Origin of the sequence: Ahniella affigens, from assembly GCF_003015185.1 — a bacterium.
Taxonomy (GTDB): domain Bacteria; phylum Pseudomonadota; class Gammaproteobacteria; order Xanthomonadales; family Ahniellaceae; genus Ahniella; species Ahniella affigens.
On the sequence record NZ_CP027860.1, the window covers coordinates 295,235 to 313,195 of the forward strand.

The following is a 17,961-nucleotide window of genomic DNA, read 5'->3' on the forward strand; positions in this document are numbered from 1 at the left end:
GAGATTGTCATGTAGTGCGCCGCGGCGGGATTGCCGCGGCGCAAGGTGCATCACCACAAGGCACGCAACCAGGCGGCCTGTTTCAGCGTGCGGTCGTTACTCAGCGTGACCGTGGCCGGGGTCGGCGCGCGCACGCCGGACTGGTTGACGACGACGTACTGGAACGCGAACTGCGTCTGCAGCGTCGCGAGACCACTGATGCGAACACCTCCGGATTCGATCGATACGTTGGCCGGTGCGCCAACCAGCAGGACCGTCAGCCCGGTGTTTGGCACGTCGTTGCCGAGCAGGTTCGCGAAGGGCACCAGCAGCGAGGGCTCGAACGGGACCCGGATCGCGTCATGGTTGGCCTGGGGCGCGACGCTTACGGGCAGTGTCGTTGCCGTCACGGACGCGGTGCCCTGGCCGCTTGGTAACACCTGTGTGCTGCAGAACCGATTGCCGTTGCCGAGCGTGCCAATGTCGGTGCCGCACAGCTGATATGACCATGACGTGGCATTGCCATTCGGCAACCACCAACCCCACTGGCCATTGAACGGTTCAGCCGGCACGGTCACGCCGTTGTTGTCGATCAGCGCAATTGGATCGATATTGCTGACTTGGCTCGCGTCGGCCGTGTCATTGCCCAGAAGGTCATTGCGCCGGACAAAGGCCGTCGTTCCTGCCACCAAGGTGATCGCATCAGGGCGGGGTACGAGTGGCACAGGAGGGAATGTCACGTGTACGGGCGCCCGGTTCGACGGGATGTTGGCGCCGTTGCCCACATATCGGACGGCATAGTCGAAATCAACGCTCGTCACGTCGTGCTGCTTCAGTGCGAACTTCAGCGGGCGCGAACGGTAAAGATACGGCGGCTCGCCGGTAGCCAGAATCTCGACGCGGCTGTCGCTACTCGGGAATTGCGTCACGTCCGGATCCCAGAGCAAATCTCGCTGAAAGCCCAGCGAGTACGGATTCAAGTTGTCATTGCCCGTGATCACAAATGGCGAGTTGGTCGGGTATTCAATCCGGCGCGCGGCGCCGCTACCGACGACGACGGAGTTGAAGTCGGTGAACACCACTTCGTCCTGGATCGCATGCAGCGTTTGTGGCAGTGGCGCTGAAAAGACCACCGTGACTGTGGCGATGTTCGAGACCCAGGGATTGGTCGCGCTGCGTTTGAAGTTGTAGAACAGGCTCACTTGTTTCGGTGGCACGCAACTCGTGGTCACTTGCACGTCACACGCGCGCACTTGCAAGTTGAATTGCCCGCTCGCGCCAGGGCCACCGTACTCGCCACCGACCGAGACAATGTTCGGGTCGCCATTCGCGCCAAACTGATTCATGATCCAGTTCGCCGGATCAACATCGTTGTCCTTCCAGCTCAGGTAGCTCAGGTTCATGTTGGTGTCGAATGGCACGGTCACGACATCATCAACGGCGCTTACCGCCGATGAGCCGAAAGTCAGCAAGCCGAGTCGTGCACCGCCTTGGAGCGCGGTGAAGCGGAGCAAGTACTCCGTGTTGGCGACCGGAACAAAGCTGGGTATCAAGACCATTGCATCGAAGCCCGTCGCGCTGACGACTGGATAAACGACGTTCGACATGTCGATGGTGCCCGTGGCCTTGCGCACGATCTCGACCCGATAGGTGCTGCCGGCCTCGCTTTGGGCGAAGTAGCCATGAATTCTGAGCGATGTCGCATTCAAGGGCTTGAACGTGTACACCAGGACTTCGCCGGCGTCACTCTTCTCGATCACATTGCGCTTCACGCCTGGTGCGCGCTCAGACCAGTGTTGGCGCAGGTCGACATCGGCATCCAAACGCAAGTGTGGGGAGTCGGCGCAAGGCGGTTGCCCGCAGGCATACTGCCGCGGGTCGCGATCGAAGGAGCCCAAGGGGCCCGCATCAAACTCATCGGCTTCGCGAGCGTCATCACCGTTGGTCACATCGACGATGAGTGGATCGCAACCAATCCCGGTGCCCGGGCAGACCGGCTGGACTCTGAGGCTCAGCCAATCAATGCGCGCATTGCTCAGGCCAGTACCGGCTGACAGGCGCAGAATCCGCATGCTCGCAGCCGGGATCGTCATGGCAAGACCTTGCGTGCTCAATGGCACCACGTATTCGACAAAGTCGGTGCTGTTGTTGAGTGTCAGCAGATGCGTTTGAATGGCCGTCGTGTCATCGAACAGCGACACGGCCAGCGTGCCCGTGCCACTGGCGCGGATCACTGGTGCCAACCGGATTGGAACGACTTGCGTATTGCGGAGGGAGTACTCAACGTAGTCGTTGCCCTCCAGGCGATGCACCACGGTGATGGCATTGCCACCCGTGTCCGTGAGGCTTTTCACGTCCACATCGGTTTGGCGCGCGGCATCGTCCCAAACTTGCGTATCGGGCTTGCCGTCTTCGTCAAAGTCGGTGTCCGAAAAGGCAACGCCAGGACCGCCGCGGTCGTAGTGCTCCGCTTGGATCAGTGTGCCCGTTGGCCAGCCTGCGGCTGCGGCATCGGGCGCTGCGGGGTAATACGACTGCTGCGCACCGGCGTTCGGATCGCGGACCGTCACCTGGGTCGTCACAGAATCCACGCAGTGCGTGCCGCCTGGGTTCGTGCAGACCTTGACCGAGTACGTGCCAGTATGCGCTTCGGTCGCGCTGATGACCTGGTAGGTCGACGTATTGCCGGTCGTGCTCACGTTGCCTGCCGGGCCCGCTGCCTGCCACGTGAACGCCGTGCCGTTCTGAGCGGAGACCGTCAGCGAGAATGGCGCGCCCAAGTCAACGGTCAGTGTTGACGGCAGGTTCTGGGTGATGACCGGCAGTTGGATACTCTGCGGCCGGAACATCGTGACGGTCTGCCAACCGAGGTCGACGTCGCCACTCACGTCTGTGGCCGCAACGCGATAGCGCATGCTGCATGACTCGGCTTGATCACGGCCGTCAAAGAGCAGGTACCCATCAGACAATTGAAACTTGGGCTGCGAGCAGGCGATCCCGTCAATGTTGAAACCGGAAATTTCGCTGATCTTCAGCGGTCGACCTTGCTGGTCGGAGTCGTTGGCGAGGACGTCAACGATTTGATTGACGCGACCATCGATCATGACCGAGTCGGGCCGGATCACGGTCAGCATCGCTGGCAGCGCGCCGGCTGGGTCAGCGGCCTGACACGTGTTGTAAGCCGCCCAGCATTGCCCACTCAAGCAGTCTGCGTCGCTGCTGCATTGTTCGCCATTTGCGGCAGGGCCCGATCGAACCACGCAGCTTCCACCCACGCACATCTCACCAGCGGCGCAGTCACTGTTCGTCATGCACATTGAATTCCCGTCGCACTGAACCGGAATCTGGTGGCTGGAAAGCGGTAGCGTCACCACCGTGCTGTTGCCGTCGGGTAGCACTTGCCCGGACCGCAAGCCAAAATTCAGGGTTGCAATACCAGCACCACTCTCTGGCGTCGTGGTGAACGTGTAAGGGGCGTCGGTGCCAATCGTGATTGATTGCCCGCACGCGACATTTCGGCCGTGCAATGCCACTTGGGAGGGATTCACCGAACCAAGGTTGCTCGGCGCCACATTGGTCGTCAAATGGGCTTGATTCGGGAACTGCAACCAATTCGACGTGCCTTCATTAGTGACCGTCAACACGCCTGTGGAACTGCCGCCGTGGCATTGTGCCGGTCCGAGTCCGGACACTTCGACCTTTGCCGCAAACTCCGGAATGGTGATCGAGGCATCCACCAAATCCGGAAACCATTCCCCATCGTCACCATCGTCGACCAGACCCATGTGCATCACATATTCGCGCGGTTCCGGCTGGCCGTCGCCCGGCAGTCGGTCCAGTGGGTAGTCGAACTCGGCGGTCTCGCCGCACTCGATCAGGCCATCGTGATCACCAACGATCTCCCGAATCGCGATGCTGCGTGTGGACCAGCTGAACGGGTGCAGATCGAGGTTGCCATTGCCGCCACGAACGCCAAATCGGTAGTACGGATTTGCGTTCGAATCGGTCGGCCAGGGGGTCGTGCCGGTATTGCGGAGCCGAATCGTCGCCGTGTAGGGGTTGCTATCAGGCCAGTGGCACGATACTTCTGCAGGATGTCCGAGATTGATCGTCGGCGCGACGACCGCAAATCCCAAGCGTTCGGCATTGCTGGGGCAATTGCTGGTCTGACCGCCGCCACCGGATGCATTGCGCAGCCCGTTCTGATCCCAGATCAAGTGAAAAATAGGGGTGCCGCTGTCGGGACCATCCAAACAATAGCGATCGCCTGCGCCTGAGCGCGCGCAGAGCAAGCCATCAGCGGTATCGCGATTGAACCGCCAGCTGCTCGGCACATCAGTTTCAGAAGACGGGGCAATCACCTCGCCAATGCGAGCGCCGGCGCCCGAGAATCGATAGGTGAATGCCGAGAACGGGCCGCGCGCTGGATGGCACGGGCCGAGCTGCGCTTGATCCGCGCCATCGCCGCCCATCCAGGTCGCGATCTCACTGTCCGAGCGCCAGATCGACAGCACGCAATTGCCCGCGCCCGACGCATACAGTCGATAATTGCCCACCAAGTCTTTGGCGGTATTGATCGCATTTGCCGTCGGTTGCGATTGCACGGCGGTGTTCAATGCCGCGCGTTCACTGGCGCTGAGGCCGAATGCTTCGGGCGGCGCTGCGGGTACCTGTTCATTGGTGAGCTCCCCCGCGTTGTTGAATGTGAAGCCGAGGCTCTTCGCAAACAGCACCCAGCCAATCGATGCTTTCATCCAGCAGTCGCCCGGTCCGGAGGTCCAACACGCAGCGTCCCAAGGCGGCAGGGGCGCGCCACTCCGATGGTGCGCCCGCCCAAGCGCTGCCGAGAACATGCTGTGGATCGGGGTCGCGTGGGCATAAGCTGGAGAACTAATGGTGCCGTCGTCTTGCCGGCCGTAACGGTTATGGCGTGGCCCTGCCGCGGCGACCGTCACCCAACCATCGTTGGCGCGCAGTTCAAGTGGGCCATCCTGCTCGATATAGGGGAACGTCGAACCGGTTGGGGCATCTTCGGGTGGATGCCGATACGTGTCGATCCGGGTAAACGTCGAGTCGTGCGACACGAGCGCAAGGGCTCCCCACACGGCGCGCAGCCATTGGGTGGCTTTGGCATGCAGCGGGTCGGACACTGGTGTGCGGGCGCGCACCATCATCACCGCGCCAATCTGATGCCCGGCGTACACCGGCGAGAAAATCTCGTTGCTCATCAGGCCGCCAGCGCCGCTCTGAATGTCGAAGTATTGCGACCACCAGCCCTGGGCCGCGGCCGGTGCGTGAATGTAGAGCGCGGCCGCGCAAATCGGTCCGTAGTTCTTCGACTGGCCATAGCTATGGTAGATCGAATCGGGATCGTGCTGACCTGGCGGCAACTCGGCGACGCATTGCGCCACATCAGCGGATTCGAAGGGTCGCGCCGGATTGTTCTCCAGTGCATAGAGCGCCTGGCGTGCGCAGAACGCGACGACATCGTTCGGGCAGGTGCCGGCCTGGGCAACGCTGCTCGACACCATGCTGGCGAGTAGTAATGTCACGGCCCACAGTTGCTGTGGTCGGCGCCGCCATGATGACGCGTTGGCGCCTGCCTTGGGCCATTGCCCAGGGATCAGTCTTTGCAGAGATTGCAACTTGAACACGGTTCACCTCAATGGAAGTTTTGCGCCGCAGGGCGGGGCATAGACCGCGCGCCTTTGCACGCGCGGCTGAAGGCAGGACTCATTGCGAGCAGGTGGCCTGTGCGGCTAGGGCGTCCATTTGGACATCCAGCGCACGATCTTCGAGTCCGACCAGTGGTCAGAGAGCGCACCACCAACCGTGGTGCCCGCCACCGGAATCGAGTTGATCGCGCCGCCCACCTCAACACCGAGTGCTGCGGCATTGCCGACCACCGGGATATGGCCTGCGGCTTCTGACATGGCGATTTGGGCGCGCTCGCCAGGGGTGTTCGCATTGGCAAACTCATAGGCACTCATGGCGGTTCCAGCCAGGCCCGAGATGCGGCCAGCGGCACCAAGCAAGTTGCCGGTCTTGCCATCGATGGCTGCAAGTGGCGCCTGTTCGATCAGCGCGCTCGTTGGGGTGGCGCCGGGCAGGGCGCGGCCGACCTTCACTTGCCCACTCAAGTCCACATCGAACTTCTCGCCGACCGCAACGCCCGAGATTGCGTTGCCCCAGCCACGGCCGCTGCCCTGGTTGATCTCCGGCGGCTGAAACGATGCCACTTTCGGATCGCCCTCAGCCACGGTTGCGAACGCATGGTGACCCCGATCGCCCTTGCCCCATCCAAACGGATCGCCAACCGTTTTCGGGGTGGATTGCCGCGGGACACGAGTGAGGCCGTCATTTTCCGCGGCCAAGCGCGCCAGATGTGCGGCGTGTGCTCGCTCCTGTCTTTGTGCGAGTCGAAGTTTCGCCATCGCTTCGTCATGGCTCAATCCATCTTGAGCACGAAGGCGGTTGTAGAGCTTCTGATAGTCGTTGTCAGTAGCACCTTGCGGACTCACCAGCTTGCGCGACTCGCTCTGTCCCGCTTCGCGGCCATCCGGATCTGAATTGACCATCGGTGAGTTATAGGCGTAGGCATAGCGATTCCACGACGTGGCCGCCCCGGGCGCGCCCAAAACCGGATCCACTTGGGTGAATCGACCCAGACTCATGAGGCCGTAGCGCGCATGCATGTAGTCCAGATCGGTACTGCCGCCAAGCTTGTCCCGTTCGTGTCCGGTATAGCGAATGCCGGCAGGCTTGCCGCCACCATCGCCACCGGGCGTGTAGCCGCCAAATGGCCAGTAGGTGAAGAAGTCCTGCGCGCTGCCCTGCGCCGTGGTCGTCAGTCGTGTGCTGCCCAGATGATCCTGGTGCAGGTGCACGACGTTGCCGTTTGCATCGGCCTCAGCGATGGTGCTGCCGGAAAGATCGATGAAGTCCTTGTTGAAGCGAATGCTTGCGCTTGTGTTGCTGGTGGTTTCCACGAACTCACGAAGCACGCGGTTGTTTGGGTTGCGTGGGGTCCAGCGGGCACTGAAGTCGCCAAGATCGAACGCAGCCAAACGCTCGCCGCTGGCGTTGTAGAGGTAACTGTTTGCAGAGTTCGATGCGGTACCACCCAGTTCGCGGGAAGCGCGCATGCGACCTTGCGGGTCGTACTCAAACTGCAACTGGGCCACACTCTGGCCGGTCATGATCGCGAGTTCGGTGGTATTGCCGCGTGCGTCGTAGCCCACTTGTGGCAACGGGCTCCCAGCGGCCGCCTTCAGGCGGTTGCTGGCGCTGTCAACGTTGCTTTGGCTCAGTACCGGTACTGGACTCGCGTTGGCAGCGATATTGGTGAGTGTGGTGATATTGCCGAAGTCGTCATAGGCAACCTCCTGCCGATGCTTCTGGCCCAAGTGGTCCATGGTCTCGCCCGCGATCAGGCGGTTCAGACCATCGTATGCAAAGGCCAGTGTCTGCGCGTTGCCCGCGCCCAGTGCCAAATGCGATACCAGATTGCCGCGGGCGTCATAGCGCAGATCGGATTGTCCGAACAGAACCGGGCTATTCGCCTGACTGCCCGCCGTGGTGCGCACTCTGGCAAGACGCCAGCCGAACGCATCGAGGTCCTGCCAGTCGGTTGTGCCATTGCTGCGTTGGGCAAAGGCAACGGTGCCATTCGGCAAATAGCCGATATTCTGAATCCAAGCCCCAGGGTTGCCACCATCGCCCACCGAGTTCAATTGGTTCCGCACATAGTGCTGGCTGACCTGGCGCGTTGGTGCCACCGCGCAGGCGGCACCGAGGCAAGTCGGATAACCGATCTGTGTCTGTCGGCCGAGTTGGTCGAAACTCATCGTGCTGACGAATTCAACGCCCAGCGCGCGGAGTGTATTCGGCTCGCCAGTGCTTGCTCTAACGCGATACTCGCTCAACTGCCCGAGGCTGTCGCCATAGCGGTAGCGCTCAGACACCGTCACGCGATGGGTCGGGTAGTCGGTAGGCGTTAGTCCGACAAAATTGTGCTGGCGCACTTCGGCGACGCGGTTCGCGGTGAGATTGTTACCTTCCTTGCGGCGCGCGTAAAACAGTTCCGTCAGCGGCTTCGGGTTGCCGCCCGCATGGCCAATGGACTGGGTCAGACGGCCGAAGGAATCATAGACGTTGATCAGGTCGAGATCCGGGTCATCGGGATAGCCCAACGACAACATGTGCCCGGCGCTGTCGAACTGCAAGTACGCCTGGGTGGTCAGTTCCGGGTACACCGCGGTCAGCTGAAAGCCACGACCGTCATAGACGAAGCGTCGTTGTTGACCCGTGCAGGTGCTCGCCCGCCCATCGCCATCAGCGTCCTTGACACAAACGGCGATCAGATGACCGGCAGCGTCATAGTCGTAGCTGCTCGTCAGGCAATTCGGGTCATTGGCGGTCGCACAGGTGTTGGCGGCCCCAGTCTTGGATTCGCGGCTTTCGGTGATCTGCCCAAGTGGATCGAGCACGTTGATCGACAACGCTTCTATGGTGCCTGACGCAGCGAGCACCTGGTTCGTGATTTGCCAATCGCCGCCGCGGTCGAAGAGCTGTCGATGCTTCGAGCCATCCGGGTTGGTGATCAAGTAGGCCCGGCCCAGCAAATCGTAGTCCGTCTGTGTCCAGCCGACGCTTGGATCATTGGCATCCGTGCGAATGTCAAACGGCACGCTCTGCGCAATCGGTCGCTGTCTAGCGTCATAGCGTGTGATCGACTGCGCCTCCCCGCTGCCATGCCGGCGGCGGGAACGCTCGGGTTTGCCTGAAACATCGAACTCCAGTCGATTCACCTCAGCCCACTCTGTAATTCCAGCGAGGAACGCCTCTGGGTCGCTGCCATCCGTTGGCTGTCTGGGACAGTCGGCAAGGCTTCTGCACGTCAGCGAGGCAAACCACAGTTTGTCTTGCAAGCGGTTCAATCTGGGATAGGAGTAGACATAGCTGCTTACGCGCTTCACGACGCCGCTACTGTTTTGCACATGGCTGCGCAGTACGCGTCCCATCTGGTCATATTCATACCGAGCGCTGAGGCCGTTTTCGTCTAACGACGTCAAGACGCTTCCGGTCGCTGCATCCAGATTGGATTCCACGCCTCGGAGTCGCATCGACCCGTCGGTTGACAACGTGTCGGTGCGCACCGGCATGCCAATTGGACTGTACACCGTGCGCGTTCGCGCCACGAAAGCGCTACGTGATGGCCAGGACGCGCAAGATAAACTCGTCGAGATCGCTTGGCTCGCCAAGTCGCCACCGGCGGTAATTTGTTCGATCGGATTGCCACGGTAGTCACGACGTGCGAGCTTCACGATGTCATTGCCGCTTCGCGCCGGATTCGGGCTGTTGTTCGCATAGATGCGCGTACTGGTCGCGAATCCTCGTTGGTCGTAGCAGAATTCGTTCGTGCTCACTGACTGCAGGGTGTTCTGGTGAGCTGGCCAGTGTTCGATTCGCGACTGGCGCGTTTGTCCAATGAACCAATCGGAGCTCGGGTTGGGGTTCAGGGTCAGCGCGCGATCCGCTTTTCCGCAGCCCCAATCAGAATAGTTACTCTGGTCGTTGATGCAGCCAGTTTCGGTGCCGAGCCGGAGGTCAAAGCGAACCTCATAGCCATCGGCAAAGTTGAATGCCTCGTGTTGAACCTGCTTGGCGCCCCATGGCTTCCAGCCCTGTGCCGTGTGTCGAGCGGCTTCGGTCGTGACTTTGGTGAACCCGCCAAAACCGTTGTAGCCCTCATACCGCGTGCGCTGATACGCCACCACCACGGCATTCGGATCAAGCGGGTCGTGGTAGCGCGTTTCTTCGCGAATCTTGACGACATGGCGGGGCGCATCATCATTCCAGTGACTGAACACTTCGCCATATTGAACCCAAGTCGAGCGCAGCGGTCGACCATTGTCGGCATAAGTGATCGTGCTCAGGAATGGGCCTTGGCCGCTTGTTGGATACAACAGTTCGCTGTTGCCAGCGGCACTGAGGTAGGTAGGTTGCACGACGGGTTCAGTCCAATTCGGCAGGCGCGGACCAAAGTAGTTGGCAATGCCATCTCGGTTTTCAGTCAACGGATCACATGCGGTAAAGGGCATGCCACGCAATGAAGCAAGTCTGGTGGGAACGTATTCGTCGTCGCTGCTGATGTTGTTGTAAAAGTATCGCGTCTTGGTGCCATCAAGTCCGGTGATGGTTCGGGCGACATAGCAGGGGGGCTCCACGGCAGCGGTCCCGAGTCTGTGCTTACGGTCCGGCAAAGCAGCGGGGATGCCTTGGGATTCCGGTTGCAGGCGCCACGTGCCTAGCGCATTTGAGCTACCTGCCGAAGCGGCGAGGCGAGGAAACACTTCTGGATAGGTACTGCCGCTGGTGTTGCCGTCAATTCGAATGTTGGCCGCGCTGATGCCATCCTGCTCGAGTTTGAAGTACTGCTTCTGAAGGACGCCCGCATGGCTGTATTCATGCGGTGAATGCCGGAGCGGCTCAGTGGTTACCGTGAATGGTTCTGCGGCGAAACCACCCCGTCTCGTTGGCTTGCTGTAGCTGTATTCAACCCACTTCCCAGTTGGATACCGCAGGCGCCATAGGCCGCCCGACTTGGCGCCTGCATCGGTGCCTTCATAGTCGCAGAGCGGGTGCGTCGGTACCGTGTCGCAGCCCTCATTGGTGCCGAACGACAATCCGGGCCAATTGCCCGTATTGGGGCGCGGCCCGAAGCTTGGAAAAATCCCATCGGATCGAAAGTACTCGAATGCATAGAAGCTCTCATCCGGCAACGTCAGTCCGCGGAGGAACGGCTCGCGATAGACCCAGTGCGGCTCTGCATCTGCATTGATGCCCTCGTCATAAGCGAAGATCGTGTCGAGCCAGGGTTGATTGCTTTGGGTTCGGTTGCGCGCTGTCACGCAACCGTATTCTGCGCCGAACTGGTGGGTGTAGCGGGAAATTGCAAGATTGCCCGTGGTGATGGGGCCTTCATCAAAATACAGCGGCGTCACGGTCACGTTCTGCCCGCCCATGCCAGCGAGGCTGATCGCAGTGATCTTCTTGAACTTGCGGGTCAGCGCTGGCGACTCCTGTCCCGTCACCGGCACACCACGCCAGTAGTTTCGGCTCGCAAACGAAATCACATGGCGCCGCGAGCTGGCTGAGTCCGTGATGATCCATTGATCGGCGGTGGTGTTGTAATCGATGTCAAAGAAGTTGCCATTGGCCTGATGCCCCAGATAGACCCGAGTGGCGCGCCAATCCGACTCGTTGTTTGTGGTGCCATCCAGTCGGATGAACGTCTGAATGTTCCGGAACTCGACCCGACCACCGTTCGCAAACGTCAGGATGGCGCTGGTTGGTTCTGGTCCAAAGCGCAGCCGATTGCCACTGCCATCGACGCTGAACCAAGTTTGCTCGGCGCCTTGCCCGGACTGAAAGCTGGTGTTTGGCAAGTCGGTCGTGCCCTGTTTGAATTCCTGGCGAGATCCGTCAGCTGCTTCATAGATCAGAAAACTGCCGCGATTCTCGACGGTCTGGGCCGGAAGGAGCCGCCCAAAGCCGATCTCCCAACCAAGCCCCATGTTCGAAGAGCGGTCGGGCACATAGGCACTGATCTGGTCGCTATCACTACCGGTCTGGTTGTGATCCTGACGGATGCAGCGCGCCTCAACCTGATCCCAGGGATCGCCGGTGTAGTGCGCGACAATCTGATAGGCGGTGCCACCGGGCATGGGATAGGAAGGGCCAATGGGCAGTGAAAGATTCAGCATGCCGTTGTACGTGTTGACCGTATCAAGATCGCTTACGGCGAATACGCTCGCACCGTCGACACCCTTTGCCTGCATGGGCATATCGGTAGAGACGGCTGTACCAGCAGGCGCTTGCGCGAGCAGGATGTCGGCTTGGCAGCAACCCAAAAAGAGCAGCGCGAATCGGATGATCCAGGATGGTGCGTCGGGTCGGCCCGGCGCGACTAAATGGTTTCGAACTTCAGGTTCAGACATCGCCGTTTCCTCGTCAGGGCAGGGTTCGCAAGCGCAGGGCGCGCCGCCAACAAGCGTGGTCGCGATGGTCGGTTTGGTCCTGAGAGAAAGCTGAGTTTGTTCTCTTGTTTCGGCGTTGATGTGCTGAGGAAAACCTCCGAATTTTGTCCGGCTGATCGTGTCTGAAGCTCCGACGTCCGCGGGGATTGCTAGGGGCGGCCATCGGTTCGATCAGCGTCAGCGTCGGCGCACGAAGGCTCCGGGCGAACAGGGCGCTAATGTCGGCGTGTGCGTCGCAGCGGCTCTGAGGATGCTGAGCCACCCATTTATGCACCGACCGGATGTTTTCCGGATGTCATGGTGCCGCCTATGCGCGGGACCGCTGCTGGAGTGTGCGCACGTCCGCACTGGGGCGGGATGTCATCACGGCACTGGAGTCCGATAGACTCCAACCAAAGGGTCGCCATGAACGATGCACGGACTGTGGCGACGGCGTTTTGATCTACTGGGATGCTCATGAGCGGACACACGACCCAAGTCATACTCCGAGCGACGCCATCCGTCGCATATGACTACCTGACGCGGCCCGCGCTTTGGCACGAATGGCATCACAGTTCACTCGGAGCGGAGCCACATGCCGCCGAATCACTGCGCATGGGCGATGCGTTTCGCGAGCAGATCAAGAGCCTTGGTATTCGGAAGGAACTACACTGGCACGTGCTGAAGTCCGACATCGCGAAGGAATGGCTCGCCGAGGCCACCATGGCGGATGGCAGCCACGTGCGGGTGCACTATCAGTTTGCACCTGCCGGAGCCAAGACACTATTCACGCGAACGCTCCGCTACACCTTGAAGCCCTGGTCTCTGAAGCTGCTGAACCTGACAGTCGGCTGGCTGAAACTGCGCCGCGACACACAGCGAGCGCTCCAAAAGTTGCAGCGGCATTTCGAGATGGCGCAACCCAGTTCAGTCGTGACGTCGGCCAGTCAGGATCATTGAGCATGAAGCTGAGAACTGAAGTGACCGCGGATTGGCACAGTCGTGGTGCTACCGTGCTGCACCAACCACCGTTTTCTGACCTGGAGGCGGCGGAGGAACTTGCGACCGTGCGTCGTCGTAAAAATCGCGCACCGTCATCGACTGTTTGATGCGAGACAAGCGCTGCGACGGTGCCAACGCAGCGCTTACAAAAGGCGAGCAGATTTGCCGAGCTATCAGGAACGACTCGAGTCGGGAACTCTACCGATCCTGCTGTGCCGATTGTGCTGCAGGAATTGTTCGAGAATCGGGATTAGGAGATCCTGGCCGCGAAGGTGCTGCTGCCAATCCTTCGGAATGCCTGCCAGACCAAGACGCAACCCAACGATACCGCCCGCAATGCACGCTGTGGTGTCGGTGTCGTGGCCGAGTCGGATCGCGCGGCGAATGGTTTCGGCGAAATCGGGGGCCTCGGCCGCAAAGCGTGCGGAGTGCAGGGCATCCACCACATAGCCGCTGCCTTCGCCAATCGCGGGATCGTCGGGCATGATCTCGGTGTCCAATTCAAAGCGCGCTGCTGGATCGTCGTCGAGATGCTCCCGCAAGGTTCGAACGGCAGCGTCATAAGGGAACGCGTGATCTTCAAGAATCCGCCGCGCCCACAGGCAATAGAGCGCGCAGCACAATTGCGAGCGAAGGTGCCCGTGGGTCACCAGGGATTGCTGGCGTGAATCGTGAATCAATTCGGCGTCCGTGCCAGTGTGCCAAACAGCCAGCGGTAACACTCGCATCAATGCGCCGTTGCCATTGCTTTGCGGGTGGGTCGATCCTGCCTCGTCTGCCGGAACACCCGTCTTCAGCCGACGAATGGCGGCACTGGTAGTGATTCCAACATCAAACACCTTGCCATCGACCGCAAAGTAGCCTTCGTCGTACCAGCGCACTAATCGTTGGCCAAAGTCATCGAGATCCAATTGGCCGCAGTCGAGCAACGATGCCAACAGACACAGCGCCTGCGCCCCGTCATCGGACCAAGTGCCGGGCGGCACGCCAGCATGTGCACGTCGGAATCCAGGGGGTGGCTCAAAGCTCAGCGCATCGAGCGGTGGAATGGTTTCCGGCTCATGGAACTCGTATGGCACGCCTAGCGCGTCGCCGATCAGTAACCCAAGCATGCCGCCAAGCGCGCGCGATTCGTAGGCGGATTCGGCAGTCAACGCGCTGGTGCTTGGCACGCAGAGCGCCTCAGGAATTGGAGGAGGCGGCGAGAATTGCGACATTCGAATCGTCTCGGATTGGCTTGCTGCCGTGTGCTGAAGTTTCGCTATTGGCCACGCGGTAGCGTGCGCCGGTGGGTAAGGATGTGTTCGAACAGGTGAAGCATTGACGCCGATCGAGAACGTCTGGTTTGAACGGCTTGAGCCCGATCGGGAACGCAGGCCGTCACGAGCAACTGTCGGGCACGGCGCTCAGAGCATAGGCGTGAATCCGATAAGTGTCGATCCGCTGCGTGTGCGAATCTCACGTTGGGCGGTCCTGGCCTGGTTCCGAGACACCTTGGGATCCTGGCGACGATGGTGTGAGTGTCAGTCGCACCGACGGTGCGCTTATTCGCACATCAATCTGTCAGCGACGATGCGCGATTTTTACGACGGTGCAGTGTGGCAAGTATCCCGCTTCCCAGCCCGCTCCCACTCGCGTGGGAGCGGGGGTCGGCTCGCTCTTCCGCGAGCGCCCGGGGCCGGGTAGTGGGCTTGCGGTCAGATTCGCCACCAGTCGCAATTTATTGGTCCGCAAAACCAATGGGTTACGGCGTGTTTGATGGGAGGCTTCAAGAACTGCGTCACTGAGCCATTGTTCAATGCAGTGCGATACGGAGGAACACACCTTGGTGCGGCTGCCGGATCAAGTCCTTGCCATTTACGTGCACAGGACTTTGCGTGCGGTCTTCATCGCAGATCGCAATGAGTGTGTCAGCATCGGCAAACGCCAAGCCTTCGATCTTGTGTGGCGCAATCCATGGGGTATCGGTGCTCAGCGCTTGGACACTGCGCAAGTGGCCGCGTTCGCGTTGGCGATTCGGCAAGAAGAACAATCGGGACTGCAGCGGCTGGCCTTCGCCGACTTCACGGCTGGCACTGATCCACAGGCCTTTTCGCTTTGAGTCGTAGAGCAGCCCGGACAATCCCCAGCCATTGAGGTCGCTTCCGTGTTCGATCAGTTTGATGCGTTTGAAATCGGATCCGAGTTTGAATTCGCCAGATTTGGTTTGGCGACGCGTGGTTTCAAGGAGCCAAAGCCGATACTGCGGGTGTTCGTAATCCGGCCCGGTTTCGCGGATGCCGAGCCACAACGTGCCCTGGTCATCTTGGCTCATGCCTTCGATTTTGAAATACGCCGGACCGGTCGGCGTCGTTGCATCCGCCAGGGCAGTCTGTAGCAACGGACGCAGTGCCATCGAGTTCTTTGCAAGGGGATCCGGCAAGCGCACAGCGGTGCTCGGGTCGGCGCCGCGCCAGATCATCAACTGATTGTAGGCTTTGGCGTCCTTTTCCTCCGTTTCGGGTGTGCGATCGAATGCCGTCACGGCAAGCGTCAGGTCCAGCGTGCGGCTATGGCTGAGCTCTTCAATCTTCCGTGCTTTGGCAACTGGACCTGCATTCAGAAATTGCAGCTGCCCATATTCGACATGACCTTGCAAAGCCGAGCGCGCAAGCGTGAAAAATGCAGAGGTCGGTGGCAAGGAATCCTTGTCGTTTGCCAGCCATACTTTGTCGTCGCGAATGGCAATGGCTGAGGTTTCGCATGTTTGCAGTTTGCCCTTCTTGCCCAGGCTGCCTGCAGGCACGCAGTCGATCAAGCCACTGTCTTGCCAAGCGATGCGGGGAATGTGCTGACTGCAAGCGGTGAGGCTCAGCGCGCCAAGCCAAAGCAGTCGACGTAGCCAGTCTGAAGCGTCTTCACGCATGTGAATGGTCCTAAGAGCAAGAAAGCGGAGAAAGGGGGCCGGGCAACGCATTGAAGTCTAGTTTGAATCACGGTTCGTTCACGAGCTGGCTTCACATTTGATGACGTGCGACGGCCGCGTTCGATGAATCAACGCAAAGACCCAGGCAGTCCTCCCGCATTCGTGTGGGGTGACTTGTCGGCGTTGCTGGCTTTGTGTAGAACGGCGCCCTGGGAGCAGGGAACTCATTTCATGATCAACGCGATATCAGCGGTGCTGCAAGACCCTGGGCGATTGTCATCGTTAGCCGCGACCGAGCTGTTCGCGGCAGATGGCGACCCGGTGTTTGATGCACTGACGCTGCTGACGCGACAGCTGCTCGGCGCGCCCGTATCGGCGCTTTCGGTCATCACGCCGGCGGCGCAGCAATTGGTGTCGACAGCGGGCAACGAGTCGGGCTGGCTCGCCGCTCGTTCCGCACTCGAGTACAGCATCTGCAAGACGGCAGTGCAGGACAACGCCGCGTTGTTTATCGAAGACACCCGAGCGGATCCCATCTGGTCGACCCATCTCGCCGTGACCGAATCCGGAATTGGGTCCTACGCGGGTGTGCCGGTGCACCGCGAAGATGGCACGGCCTTGGGCGTCATCTGTGCACTCAGTCCGCAGCCGCGGCCTTGGTCTCAGTCCGAGCGCGAACTGTTGCGAAACCTCGCCAATCTGACAACCGCCGAAGTCCGTCGCCGCGAACTCAAAGCCATTAGTGATCAGCTGGCCCAGCAGTTGTCAGCCCGTAATCATTTGTTGGAAGTGCTGCTCGAGAGCATGGACGAAGCAGTCATCGCCACCAGCAATTCCGGTGAGTCCTGGCTGGTCAATGCCGCAGCGCGGCGCAATATGGGGAGCCTCGGTCGCGATTTGGCGCCGAGACTCTGGCCCGACCGAATATGTCTGCGGGACGCTGATGGCGGTGTGCTCCCCCGTGACGCTTGGCCGCATGCCCGCGCCGAGCGCGGCGACGTCGTCCGCCAGTTGGAAGTGTTGTGTCAGTCCGATGAATTCCCCGAGGGCCGCTGGCTCAGTGTCAATGCCAATCCGGTGCGCAATGATCATGGCGATATTCTCGCGGCGGTGTCGGTCAGCCGGGATGTCACCGCGCAGATGCACGCGAAGCGCATGCTCAGTCAGCATGCGGCGCAACTGGAGGACCTGTACCAGCGCGCCCCTTGTGGATATCACTCGCTCGATGCCACAGGCTTGGTTGTGCGCATGAATGACACCGAACTCGAGTGGTTGCAGATGCGTCGCGACGACGTCGTGGGCAAACGCAATTATCTGGACCTGTTGAGCGAGTCGAGTCGACAGCGGGCCCGCGAATACTGGTCGCGCTGGCACGAGTCGGGTGCTGATGAAGAACTGGAGTTGACGCTGATCGATGTGAAAGGCCGGCCGCGCGAGGTGCTGATTCGCGCGACCGCGGTTCGCAACGAACACGGACAATTTCTGATGACGCGCTCCACGGTGATCGATATCAGTCGGCGCAAGGCGGCGGAGCGTGAAGTCCGACGTTTGGCAGAGACCGATGCGCTGACCGGACTCCTGAATCGGCGCGGCTTCTTCGAGCGGGTTGAGGCGGCTTTGGCCGAATCCGAACACGCCACGCAGTCGTTTGCGCTGATCTACCTCGACCTGGACGGGCTGAAGCGGGTCAACGATGTCCACGGCCACCATGCCGGCGACGCGCTGATTGCTCGTGCCGGCCAGGCACTTGGCGCGGCGTTTCCGGATGCCTTGGCGGCGGCTCGAATGGGTGGCGACGAGTTTGCTGTGGCCTTGATTGGCACAGCAGCGATCGCCGCAACCGACAGGGTCGCGACGTTGCAGCAGGGCTGGCGCGAACGCAGCGCCAGCAGCGATATCTCGGCGCCGCGCGGTAGTTTCGGTGTCCGCGTTTGGCCGACCCCGGACTTCGCTCGACTGGAGGACGCTCTGGCCGAAACCGATGCGCTGATGTACCGGGAAAAGACGCGCCGGACCGGGCAGACGGGGGTGCTATGATCGCGCATCACTCTGATT

At 60.6% G+C, this 17,961-nt stretch carries 6 protein-coding genes; 2 read left to right on the forward strand and 4 right to left on the reverse strand.

Features of this window, described 5'->3' with window-relative positions:
• Nucleotides 1–50: 50 nt before the first annotated feature.
• A complete protein-coding gene (locus C7S18_RS01080) occupies nt 51–5,531 on the reverse strand; it encodes a hypothetical protein (RefSeq protein WP_146151700.1) in 5,481 nt (1,826 codons plus the stop codon).
• 207 nt (nt 5,532–5,738) lie between these two features.
• A complete protein-coding gene (locus tag C7S18_RS01085; protein WP_106889804.1) occupies nt 5,739–11,981 on the reverse strand; it encodes an RHS repeat domain-containing protein in 6,243 nt (2,080 codons plus the stop codon).
• 495 nt (nt 11,982–12,476) lie between these two features.
• Between C7S18_RS01085 and C7S18_RS01090 the strand changes: the two genes are divergently transcribed.
• Complete coding sequence (locus C7S18_RS01090) at nt 12,477–12,959, forward strand: SRPBCC family protein (protein WP_170113040.1); 483 nt, start codon at nt 12,477–12,479, stop codon at nt 12,957–12,959.
• 215 nt (nt 12,960–13,174) lie between these two features.
• On the opposite strand, the gene C7S18_RS01095 is transcribed toward C7S18_RS01090, so the two are convergent.
• Nucleotides 13,175–14,173: an ADP-ribosylglycohydrolase family protein gene (locus tag C7S18_RS01095; protein WP_206207954.1), complete on the reverse strand. Its 999-nt coding sequence runs from the start codon at nt 14,171–14,173 to the stop codon at nt 13,175–13,177.
• Between the two features lie 623 nt (nt 14,174–14,796).
• Entirely contained in the window at nt 14,797–15,906 is a 1,110-nt protein-coding gene (locus C7S18_RS01100) for a hypothetical protein (protein ID WP_106889807.1), read from the reverse strand.
• 231 nt (nt 15,907–16,137) lie between these two features.
• Between C7S18_RS01100 and C7S18_RS01105 the strand changes: the two genes are divergently transcribed.
• On the forward strand, nt 16,138–17,943 hold the full coding sequence (locus C7S18_RS01105; RefSeq protein WP_170113041.1) for a diguanylate cyclase domain-containing protein: 1,806 nt from the start codon (nt 16,138–16,140) through the stop codon (nt 17,941–17,943).
• Nucleotides 17,944–17,961: the final 18 nt, after the last annotated feature.